Here is an 11,834-nt window from a genome sequence, read left to right on the forward strand (position 1 = left end):
TGTTATGTGTTAGTGTTCGTTACAAGACCTAGTGATATGTTGAAACTTTATTTAGCAATGTTTGAATGAGATGAAATAGATTAAAGATATCTACTTTTTTATTGTCTTTTTTAAATACCACACAAAATGAACGTTTTAATTCTGTATGTGATAAAGAGATATCCTCTAATTGTTCAGATGAATGATCCAACGATATATAATCAGGTAAGAGTAGATGGCCACGACGTTGTTTTAATAGATACTGACCAAGAGACTTTGTACCTAGTGTATATATAGGTACTTTAATTACAGATTCTAATCGTTTTTTAATAGAATCAGGAAAATCGTGAAGTGTATATAAAGGATTTTTTTCAAATTGTTTAAGTTGTGTTAAGGGCGGATTAAATGATAAGGCAATAGCATCGTCTTTAGGTACGTATAAATGATATGTTTCTTCATATAAAGACGTAATTGAAAGAGTTGAGTTTGCTTGTAGTTCAGGTGTATTCTCAACAATAGCTATATCAATTTTTCCTGAATTTAAATAGTCTACTATCTGAGTATGATTCATTAAACTAGGTATAATGTGACTATCATATTCTCTTTCAAACGTTTGAATAATAGGTGTAATCATATGAGAAGCATAACTTTCTTCAAAACCTAAATTGATATGATGAGCGTTTTTAAGTTGTTCTTGTTGAAAAAGTGCAACTGTTTCATCAAGTTGTTCTAGTATGTGAGTTGCTTGTGTTAGTAACGCTTTACCGTGCGAAGTAAGATATATATTGCGACCTTGTCTATCAAATAATGGGACTTGTAATTCTTTTTCAAGTAAATTGATTTGGCGACTAATTGCAGATTGAGCAATATTAAGTTCCAATGCAGCCTCAGAAATATGTTCACGGCGAGCCACTTCAACAAAGTATCGTAATTGTTTAATTTCCATATTTTACCTCCTTAATCTAAGTATATCGTAAATATTCTAATTATTAGAATGATATCATCTATTTAATATATTGTTCAGATAAATATTTTACATTATATTAATTGTTATTAACAGTAAATTTTCTGAAAATTCTCAAAAGGAGTGGGCATCGTGTTTAAAGATAGACTAAAAAGAGGATTATATGATTACCGTGAGGAACATGATGCATGTGGAATCGGTTTTTATGCCAATATGGATAATTTAAGATCTCACGATATTATTGAAAAGTCATTAGAAATGTTGCGTAGATTAGACCATCGAGGCGGTATTGGAGCTGATGGTATTACTGGTGATGGCGCAGGAATTATGACAGAAATTCCCTTCGAATTTTTTAAAAAACATACTCATTTCGACTTACCTAATGAAGGTGAATATGCGGTAGGTCTTTTTTTCTCTAATCAAAAAGTTTCAGGTACACAGCATGAAACTGTATTTAACCAATACTTTAACGATGAAGGATTGAAAGTAATTGGTTATAGAGATGTACCTGTAGATACACAAGCATTAGCAGAACATGTTGCTTCTACAATGCCTTATGTACAACAAGTGTTTGTAGATTTAAACCAACATGAAACGCCTGTTAAACAGCTTTATTTAGCACGTAAACAAATTGAACAATATGCAGAACGCGAACATTTAGATTTATATTTTACAAGTTTATCTCATAAAACGATTGTCTATAAAGGTTGGTTACGTTCAGATCAAATCAAGACGTTATACCTAGACTTAAACAATGAGGATTATCAATCAAAATTAGGACTTGTTCATTCTAGATTTAGTACGAATACATTCCCTAGTTGGAAACGTGCACATCCTAACCGACTTCTTATGCATAACGGAGAAATTAATACGATTAAAGGTAATGTTAACTGGATGCGTGCTCGTCAACGTCAACTTATTAATACTTTATTTGGTAATGAAAGTGAAAAAATTCAAAATATTGTTGATGAAGACGGAAGCGACTCAGCTATTGTAGATAACGCGTTGGAGTTTTTAAGTTTAGCAATGGAGCCTGAAGAAGCGGCGATGTTACTTATACCAGAGCCATGGTTATATAATAAATCCAATGATGAACATGTACGTGCATTTTATGAATTTTATAGCTATTTAATGGAACCTTGGGATGGCCCAACAATGATTTCATTCTGTAATGGCGATAAAATTGGCGCATTAACGGATCGAAATGGATTACGACCAGGACGCTATACAATCACTAAAGATAATTTTATTGTTTTCTCATCTGAAGTGGGTGTGATTGATGTTCCAGAAGAAAACGTTGCTTTTAAAGGACAATTGAATCCTGGGAAATTATTGCTCGTTGATTTTAACTCTAATAAAGTCATCGAAAATAACGAACTTAAAACTCATATTGCACATAAATATCCTTATAAAGATTGGATTGATCAATACAAGATTGATTTAGAATTAGACGAAGTTCAATATCAACGTCAATTATTAGATGAAGCAACACTGTTTAAAGTACAAAAGCAGTTTGGCTACACTAAGGAAGATATTCATAAATATATGACAGATCTTTTGATAGGAAAAAAAGATCCTATTGGTGCCATGGGGTATGATGCGCCGCTCGCAGTACTAAATGAACGACCAGAATCATTATTTAACTATTTTAAACAACTGTTTGCTCAAGTAACGAATCCACCTATCGATGCTTATCGTGAAAAGATTGTAACAAGTGAGTTATCTTATCTAGGTAGTGAAGGAAATTTACTTCATCCAGAACCGAATGTCTTAAATCGTATACAGCTTACTAAACCAGTTCTTACATTAAATCAATTAGATAAAATTGAACAAAGTAAGTTTAACGTGAAACATTTATCGACCCTGTATCAAGATATTTCACTCGAAGAAGCTTTAAATCATATAGGAGAAGAAGCGATTCAAGCTACAAAAGAAGGTTACACAATTTTAGTGTTAGATGATAGCGCACTTATCAATACAACTCAATCGTTGCATTATGCTATGCCGATGTTATTAGCTGTAAGTCATATTCATCAATTACTTATTAAAGAAGATTTACGTATGAGTACAAGTATTGTTGCTTTATCAGGTGAAACACGTGAAGTGCATCATGTTGCTTGTTTACTTGGATATGGTGCTAATGCAGTCATTCCCTACTTAGCACAACAAACGATTGCTCATTTAACTGATAGTCATCATCTTGAAGGTTCGATTTCTGAAAATGTTGAAACATATACAAATGTTTTATCAGAAGGCGTTATTAAAGTTATGGCTAAAATGGGTATTTCTACCGTTCAAAGTTATCAAGGCGCACAAATATTTGAAGCAGTAGGCTTATCTCAAAATGTGATTGACACTTACTTTACAGGAACACAATCTAAATTATCAGGATTAAGTATTGAACAAATTGATGAAGAAAATAGAAAACGTCAAAGTAATGAAGAAGAATATCTAGCTTCTGGTAGTAACTTCCAATGGCGTCAACAAGGACAACATCATGTATTTAATCCAACCACGATTCATTTATTACAACATGCCTGTCGTGAAAATGATTACGAGCAATTTAAAACATTTACTAATGCTGTGCATGAAAATAGACACGACCATTTACGTGATTTACTAGAATTTAAATCTCAATCATCAATTCCTATTGAGCAAGTAGAATCTGTAGAATCGATTGTAAAACGTTTTAACACAGGTGCTATGAGCTATGGTTCTATTTCTGAGGAAGCACATCAAACTTTAGCAAAAGCGATGAATAAATTAGGAGGAAAAAGCAATAGCGGTGAAGGAGGAGAAAATCCTAAACGATATGTCATTCAAGAAGATGGCAGTTATTTATCAAGTGCGATTAAACAAGTTGCATCAGGACGATTTGGTGTAACTAGTGAGTATTTACAACACGCTAAAGAATTACAAATTAAAGTGGCTCAGGGTGCAAAACCTGGTGAAGGTGGACAACTTCCTGGCACTAAAGTATATCCATGGATTGCTGAAACACGTGGATCTACACCAGGTATTGGGCTTATTTCTCCACCACCACACCATGATATTTATTCAATTGAAGATTTAGCGCAATTGATTCACGATTTGAAAAATGCAAATAAAGATGCTGATATTGCTGTTAAACTTGTATCTAAAACAGGTATAGGAACGATCGCTTCAGGGGTAGCTAAAGCATTTGCAGATAAAATTGTAGTCAGTGGTTATGACGGTGGTACGGGTGCATCTCCTAAAACAAGTATTCAACATGCCGGATTACCATGGGAGCTTGGTTTAGCAGAAACACATCAAACATTAAAGTTAAATGATTTACGTAGCCGTGTACGTTTAGAAACAGACGGTAAGTTATTAACAGGTAGAGATGTAGCATTAGCGTGTGCATTAGGAGCAGAAGAATTTGGTTTTGCAACTGCACCTCTTGTTGTTCTCGGATGTATTATGATGAGAGTGTGTCATAATGATACTTGTCCAGTAGGAATAGCAACGCAAAATAAAGATTTACGTGCGCTTTATAGAGGTAAAGCGGATCATGTTGTCAATTTTATGCATTTCGTCGCTGAAGAATTAAGAGAAGTTCTCGCGGAACTTGGCTTGAAAACAGTCGAAGAACTAGTAGGACGTACTGACTTATTACAACGTTCTCGTCATATTAATCCTAAATCTAAAGCTGCATCACTTGATATTGAGAAATTACTTCATGCAGTTGATGGACCGAACACAAAAGAAATAGCTCAAAATCATCATTTAGATATTGGGTTCGATTTAAATTATTTATATAAAGAGGCAAAACAAAGTATTGAAAATGGTGAAACATTCAAAGGACAATATACAATTAATAATACTCAACGAAATGTTGGTGTAATTACGGGTAGTTATATTACGAAGCAATATGGTAGTAAAGGTTTACCTGAAGAAACGATTATTGCAGAAACGATGGGCCATGCTGGGCAAAGTTTAGGTGCATTTGCTCCTAAAGGACTATTAATACATCATACTGGAGATGCTAATGACTATGTAGGAAAAGGGTTATCTGGTGGAACAGTTGTTGTGAAAGCACCAAAGCATGCTCGTGAAAATGAAATTATTGCAGGTAATGTATGCTTCTATGGAGCCTCTAGTGGTAAAGCCTATATTAATGGTAGTGCTGGAGAACGTTTCTGTATTCGTAATAGTGGTGTTGATGTAGTTGTTGAAGGAATTGGAGATCATGGTTTGGAATATATGACAGGTGGACATGTTGTTATACTTGGTGATGTTGGCAAAAACTTTGGCCAAGGTATGAGTGGTGGAGTATGTTATATCTTCCCAAGTGATATCGAAGCATTTAAAAAAGCGAACCAACTTCCAACATTAGCATTTAAACGCGTGCAACATGATGAAGAAAAGCAGTTACTTAAATCAATGTTAGAAGAACATTATCGTTATACAGAAAGTACAAAAGCTAAAGATATCTTAAATCAATTTGAGAATGTCACTGAACATGTCATAAAAGTAATTCCAAAAGATTATGAATTAATGATGCAAAAAATCGAGTTACAACATCGTCATTTATCAGAAGATAACGAAGCAAAATTAGCTGCATTTTATGATCATCGCACATCGATTGAAAAAGACTTGCAACCAGCTGTGATTTATTAAAGAAAGGAAGGAAAAGTTATGGGTGAGTTTAAAGGGTTTATGAAATATGAGAAACAATCATTAGCAGAATTGTCACTCATTGAACGTTTAGAAGGACACGAAGCGTTCCAACAACGATTTTCTAGAGAAGAAGCCTCTATTCAAGGGGCAAGATGTATGGATTGTGGAACGCCATTTTGTCAAACTGGACTTCCTTTCGGACGAGAAACAATTGGTTGTCCAATAGGAAATTATATACCTGAATGGAATGATTTAGTGTATCATCAAGACTTTAAAGAAGCATACGAACGTCTAAGTGAGACGAATAATTTTCCTGAATTTACAGGACGTATTTGTCCTGCACCATGCGAGCAATCATGTGTTATGAAAATTAATCGTGATTCTGTAGCAATTAAAGGTATCGAACGCACGATTATTGATGAAGCTTATGACAATGGATGGGTAAAACCAAAATATCCAAAAGAACACAAAAATCAGAGCGTGGCAATTGTTGGAAGCGGTCCTGCGGGATTAGCAGCTGCGGAAGAATTAAATCATTTAGGCTATCAAGTTACTGTCTTTGAAAGAGCAGCTGAGCCAGGTGGTTTATTAATGTATGGTATTCCAAATATGAAGTTAGACAAAACTGTGGTTCGACGTAGAATTGAAATCATGCGTGAGGCAGGTATTACTTTCAAGACAAATACTAATATCGGTGTAGATATAACACGTGATGAATTAGAAGAACAATTTGATGCGATTATATTATGTACTGGTGCTCAAAAAGCACGTGACTTGCCTTTAGAAGGTAGAATGGGACAAGGTATTCATTTTGCTATGGATTACCTTACCGAGCAAATGCAAGTTCTAAATGGTGAGATTGAAGAAGCTTCAATTACGGCTAAAGATAAAAATGTAATTGTTATAGGAGCAGGGGATACTGGAGCAGACTGCGTAGCGACTGCTTTACGCGAAAATTGTAAATCTATTGTACAGTTTAACAAGTATACAAAAGCACCAGAAGAAATTACATTTGAAAGTAACACGTCTTGGCCTTTAGCATTACCTGTATTTAAAATGGATTATGCTCATAAAGAATATGAAGCACGATTTGGAAGAGAGCCTCGTGCATATGGCGTTCAAACTATGCGATATGATGTAGATGCGATTGGTAATATTCGCGGTGTTTATACCCAAATTTTGGAAGAAACACCTGAGGGTATGGTAGTGGTTGATGGTACAGAAAGACACTGGCCAGCAGATTTAGTATTATTATCAATCGGATTTGAAGGAACTGAAACAACAGTACCACGATCATTTGATATTAAAACTAAACAAAATAAAATCGTAGCAAATGAGCAGGATTATCGTACAAATCAAGAAAAAGTATTTGCTGCAGGAGATGCACGTCGTGGACAAAGTTTAGTCGTGTGGGCAATTAAAGAAGGACGAGCTGTAGCTAAATCAGTAGATCAATATCTCAAACAAAAAGTTTTAGCATAATAATATAAAAATATTGACTTCCAATGAATAATATTATATGATGGTTATTGTGTTCATTGGAGGAATACCCAAGTCCGGCTGAAGGGATCGGTCTTGAAAACCGACAGGGCCTTAACGGGCCGCGGGGGTTCGAATCCCTCTTCCTCCGCCATTATCATTAAAATCCAAGACTAATCAATATAAAGAAGATAAGCACTCAGTAACTTACTGAGTGCTTATTTTTATGTACTAAATTTTAAAAAAATCAAATCATTCAATGAATGAATTTTCTCGTCGACAAAATAAATAGTAATATTTTTGAATTGGTTTTTAACTTGAATGATTTATAAATAAATATACTATTTTACTTGCAACGTTAATACGTTTTATAGTATTATAAAACTTACCGTGCTAGGTGGGGAGGTAGCGGTTCCCTGTACTCGAAATCCGCTTTATGCGAGACTTAAATCCTTCGTTGAGGGTGTACTTTTGTGAAGTCTGCCCGAAGCACGAGGTGTTTGAAGATTTCGGTCCTATGCAATATGAACCCATGAATCATGTCAGGTCCTGACGGAAGCAGCATTAAGTGGACACTCATATGTGCCGTAGGGTAGCCGAGATTTAGCTATCGACTTCGGTAACGTTTATGATGTACACTCGATTCGAAGGTGCACGGTTATTTAATTTAAAATTAATCATTTCTATAAATAGATATACTTTACGAGTGACTTTAATTTAAAGTCACTCCTTTTTTATATAAACTATAGAAGAACTTAGAATACAGATAAAGATTCTTAAATCATTTAAATAAGTTGTTATCGAACAACTATAAACATCATACTTATATACAGATATTCAAAATAGGCATGTTGAGAAAAACAAACACCCTAAATTATTTTTATAATGAGGGTTATGGGTGTATACACTGATACATTTACTCAATTCATTTAATAGAAATATGATTAGAAACATGTTAATTATAGGGGGAAGTTATGCAAGTTTATTTAAGTACTTTAACTGAAATGGATTATATCGAGACTTTAGAAAAACTTGAAAAACATTATACTAATAACAAAGGTTTAGATGGTAAATCACATAGTAAAATAATTTCTAATTTAAGAAAACAACCTACATATAATTATGAATTAGAAGTTATTGCGAAAAAAGAAGATGGGGACATTATAGGGCACATCATGCTAAATGAAGTGAATCTCATTGATAATGAAGATACATTTAAAGTATTACAATTATCTTCTTTGATTGTAGCAACATCTTATCGAAACCAAGGTATAGGAAAAGCTTTAGTGCAAGCTGTAGAAGAGCGTGCGAAAGCTCATCATTATACTGCTATTATTGTAGATGATTGTCCTGAGTATTTTACAGCGTTAGGTTATGTATCAGCGGCACAACATCATATTATATCGAAAAATGATGATAAGTCTCTTTATGTGAAATTCTTGTGGGATCAATTAAGTGAATATCCACATGGGAAACTACAACCAATATCATAGAAGTATAAAAAATTAATATATCAAAGATATTGCATGATATAATTGATAAGTAATTGTATTGGAGGTGCGACTGTGAATTATCAAGCTTTATATCGAATGTTTAGACCTCAAAGTTTTAATGATGTTGTAGGTCAAGAACATGTCACTAAAACATTGAGAAATGCTATTTCAAAAGGAAAGCAATCTCATGCATATATTTTTAGTGGCCCAAGAGGAACTGGTAAAACAAGTATAGCTAAAGTGTTTGCTAAAGCTATTAACTGTTTAAATCCCCATGATGGTGAACCTTGTAATGAGTGTGCAGTATGTAAAGGCATTACACAAGGAACAAATGGTGACGTTATTGAAATTGATGCTGCTAGTAATAACGGTGTTGATGAAATTAGAAATATTAGAGATAAAGTTAAATACGCACCTAGTGAATCAAAATATAAGGTTTATATTATAGATGAAGTTCATATGCTTACAACAGGTGCTTTTAATGCTTTATTAAAAACATTAGAAGAACCTCCAGCACACGCTATTTTTATTTTAGCAACAACAGAACCGCATAAAATACCACCTACGATTATTTCACGTGCACAACGTTTTGATTTTAAAGCGATTAGTACCGAACAAATTGTCGAACGATTACGTTTTGTTGCACAAGAACAATCACTAGATTATGAGGAAGCGGCATTAGAATTTATTGCTAAAGCATCAGAAGGTGGTATGCGTGATGCATTAAGCATTATGGACCAAGCAATTGCTTTTGGAGATGAGCATCTTACCTTACAAGATGTATTAGACGTAACGGGTAGTGTAGATGAAGCATCGCTTAATGAATTATTTAACGATATCGTTAATGGAAATGTAAAAGAAGCATTTTCTCGTTATCATCACTTTGTATCTGAAGGTAAAGAAGTAAATAGACTTATTAATGATATGATTTATTTCGTAAGAGATACGATTATGAATAAAACAATCAATGAACAAACAAGTTACGATGCCTTAACTCAATTTGATTTAGAAACGTTATATCATATGATAGATATTATAAATGATACGCTCGTTTCTATTAGATTTAGTGTGAATCAGAATGTACACTTTGAAGTGTTATTAGTTAAATTAGCTGAAATGGTGAAAACAAATCCTACGAAAGTAGAAAATGTAGCAACAACGCCTGTTGCTACAGAACCTAATAATGAAGTGTTATTACAAAGAATGGAACAACTTGAAAATGAGTTAAAAACTCTAAAAGCACAAGGTATTTCACAGAGTAATAAAAAGCACACACAAACAAACACACATTCTAGAAATAAACGTCAAAGTAAAGCGGCATTTTCTATGACGCAGATAGCTAAAGTGTTAGATGAAGCAAATAAAGAAGATATTCAACTACTTAAAGAACATTGGCAAGAAGTAATTGATTATGCTAAAAGTAATGATAAAAAATCTTTAGTCAGCTTATTGCAAAACTCAATTCCAGTAGCAGCAAGTAGAAAACGTGTATTAATTCAATTTGATGAAGAAATACATTGTGAAATTGTTAATAAAGATGAAGAAAAAAGGAAAAACATTGAAAGCGTCGTTTGTAATATCATTGATAAAAACGTTGAAGTAGTAGGTGTCCCTTCAGATCAATGGATGAGAGTGAGAAGCGAGTATATTAATCATAGAAAACAAAATGATCATCATTCTTCTGAAAGTACAAAAGATAATACTAAAGAGGAAACGTCTGATATTGCTCAAAAAGCGAGAGATTTATTTGGTGAAGATACTGTGAATATTATAGATGAATAATAAAATATATCAGTTTGTTTATAAGGTAAGTTGAATGAGTCATACATGACAATAAATATAAACGTATGTATAATGAAATATAAATTATAATAAAATTAATGTGAAAATTTAAGGAGGAAATGAATGATGCGCGGTGGCGGAAATATGCAACAAATGATGAAGCAAATGCAAAAAATGCAAAAGAAAATGGCACAAGAACAAGAAAAACTTAAAGACGAACGTATTGTAGGAACAGCTGGTGGCGGTATGGTTGCCGTAACTGTAACTGGTCATAAAGAAGTTGTAGATGTAGAAATTAAAGAAGAAGCAGTAGATCCAGATGATATCGAAATGTTACAAGATTTAGTTTTAGCTGCAACAAATGAAGCAATGAATAAAGCAGATAATTTAACGCAAGAACGATTAGGTAAACATACTCAAGGCTTAAATATTCCAGGAATGTAGGTTAAGTATGCATTATCCTGAACCGATTTCAAAACTTATAGATAGTTTTATGAAACTGCCAGGCATTGGTCCCAAGACGGCTCAACGTCTGGCTTTTTATACATTAGACATGAAAGAAGACGATGTCGTAAAATTTGCTAAAGCCTTAGTAGATGTTAAGCGAGAACTTACCTATTGTAGTATTTGCGGTCATATTACTGAAAAAGATCCGTGTTACATTTGTGAAGATAAACAAAGGGATCGTTCAATTATTTGTGTGGTTGAAGATGATAAAGATGTTATTGCAATGGAAAAAATGAGAGAGTATAAAGGCCTTTATCATGTATTACATGGATCTATCTCTCCAATGGATGGTATAGGACCTGAAGATATCAATATACCCACACTTATTGATAGATTAAAAGATGAAGAAGTTAAAGAACTTATATTAGCTATGAATCCAAACTTAGAAGGTGAATCGACCGCCATGTATATTTCAAGACTTGTAAAACCTATTGGAATAAAAGTAACGCGTCTTGCACAAGGATTATCAGTTGGTGGCGATTTAGAGTATGCTGATGAAGTAACGCTTTCTAAAGCAATTGCTGGTAGAACCGAAATGTAAATTTTTATGTGCTATTTATAGTAGATGAGTATTGAATAGCGAGGATATTCCGCCTTCAACAATACTAAATCACACTGTAAATAGCTTTTTTTAAAATTATTTTAAAAAATGTAAATTTTTAAAAGTTTGTTTTATGAGATAAAAGTAATGTAAAAAAAGTTATAAACTGAAAGAAAACAACTTTAATATTAACTATTAACAAATTATTTTATATAATGTTCGTGTTTTGTGGGTTAGTCTCTATCTTTCGCTCTTTGTAGTGTAATTTTTACCATTGTACATTTGGGAGAAACCCTGTATAGTATTTATTTGTTGAGCGAAACAAATCAACGAACATTAAACACACAAAAAAATTAATTTAAAAAAGTTGTTGACTTTCATATCGATAGCGAGTATAATTAATTCTTGTGTTGAAGAAATGAACATTGAAAACTGAATGACAATATGT

Annotated in this window: 7 protein-coding genes, 1 tRNA gene and 1 other RNA gene; 8 read left to right on the forward strand and 1 reads right to left on the reverse strand. The window is 33.3% G+C overall.

Features of this window, described 5'->3' with window-relative positions:
• Positions 1-28: 28 nt before the first annotated feature.
• On the reverse strand, positions 29-925 hold the full coding sequence (gene gltC, locus HMPREF3131_RS07100; RefSeq protein ID WP_017175200.1) for a glutamate biosynthesis transcriptional regulator GltC: 897 nt from the start codon (positions 923-925) through the stop codon (positions 29-31).
• 150 nt (positions 926-1,075) lie between these two features.
• Here gltC and gltB point away from each other — a divergent pair, with 150 nt between their 5' ends.
• The 8 genes from gltB to recR all read left to right on the forward strand — a co-directional run bounded on the left by gltB (position 1,076) and on the right by recR (position 11,386).
• Positions 1,076-5,584 carry a glutamate synthase large subunit gene (gltB, locus tag HMPREF3131_RS07105; RefSeq protein WP_017175201.1) on the forward strand — a complete coding sequence of 1,503 codons (4,509 nt, stop codon included), beginning with the start codon at positions 1,076-1,078 and terminating at the stop codon, positions 5,582-5,584.
• Between the two features lie 18 nt (positions 5,585-5,602).
• Positions 5,603-7,066, forward strand: coding sequence for a glutamate synthase subunit beta (locus HMPREF3131_RS07110; RefSeq protein ID WP_017175202.1), 1,464 nt, complete (start codon positions 5,603-5,605; stop codon positions 7,064-7,066).
• Positions 7,067-7,124: 58 nt separating this feature from the next.
• Positions 7,125-7,217, forward strand: a tRNA-Ser gene (locus HMPREF3131_RS07115).
• A 234-nt stretch (positions 7,218-7,451) separates the two neighbouring features.
• Positions 7,452-7,721: signal recognition particle sRNA large type (gene ffs / locus HMPREF3131_RS07120), an RNA gene on the forward strand.
• A gap of 316 nt (positions 7,722-8,037) precedes the next feature.
• Positions 8,038-8,556: a GNAT family N-acetyltransferase gene (locus tag HMPREF3131_RS07125; RefSeq protein WP_017175206.1), complete on the forward strand. Its 519-nt coding sequence runs from the start codon at positions 8,038-8,040 to the stop codon at positions 8,554-8,556.
• Between the two features lie 72 nt (positions 8,557-8,628).
• Entirely contained in the window at positions 8,629-10,338 is a 1,710-nt protein-coding gene (gene dnaX, locus HMPREF3131_RS07130; RefSeq protein ID WP_070436579.1) for a DNA polymerase III subunit gamma/tau, read from the forward strand.
• 126 nt (positions 10,339-10,464) lie between these two features.
• Positions 10,465-10,782, forward strand: a complete 318-nt coding sequence (locus HMPREF3131_RS07135) for a YbaB/EbfC family nucleoid-associated protein (RefSeq protein ID WP_002447964.1) — start codon at positions 10,465-10,467, stop codon at positions 10,780-10,782.
• 7 nt (positions 10,783-10,789) lie between these two features.
• The gene (gene recR, locus HMPREF3131_RS07140; RefSeq protein ID WP_002447967.1) at positions 10,790-11,386 is read left to right on the forward strand and encodes a recombination mediator RecR; all 597 of its coding nucleotides are present in this window, start codon (positions 10,790-10,792) and stop codon (positions 11,384-11,386) included.
• Positions 11,387-11,834: the final 448 nt, after the last annotated feature.

Origin of the sequence: Staphylococcus sp. HMSC14C01 (genome assembly GCF_001808085.1) — a bacterium.
GTDB classification, from domain to species: domain Bacteria; phylum Bacillota; class Bacilli; order Staphylococcales; family Staphylococcaceae; genus Staphylococcus; species Staphylococcus hominis.

Bases quoted from the DNA above. Each gene is read 5' to 3' on its own strand.
- gltC (WP_017175200.1), bottom strand. From the start codon at position 925: ATGGAAATTAAACAATTACGATACTTTGTTGAAGTGGCTCGCCGTGAA.
- HMPREF3131_RS07110 (WP_017175202.1), top strand. From the start codon at position 5,603: ATGGGTGAGTTTAAAGGGTTTATGAAATATGAGAAACAATCATTAGCA.
- HMPREF3131_RS07125 (WP_017175206.1), top strand. From the start codon at position 8,038: ATGCAAGTTTATTTAAGTACTTTAACTGAAATGGATTATATCGAGACT.
- HMPREF3131_RS07135 (WP_002447964.1), top strand. From the start codon at position 10,465: ATGCGCGGTGGCGGAAATATGCAACAAATGATGAAGCAAATGCAAAAA.
- recR (WP_002447967.1), top strand. From the start codon at position 10,790: ATGCATTATCCTGAACCGATTTCAAAACTTATAGATAGTTTTATGAAA.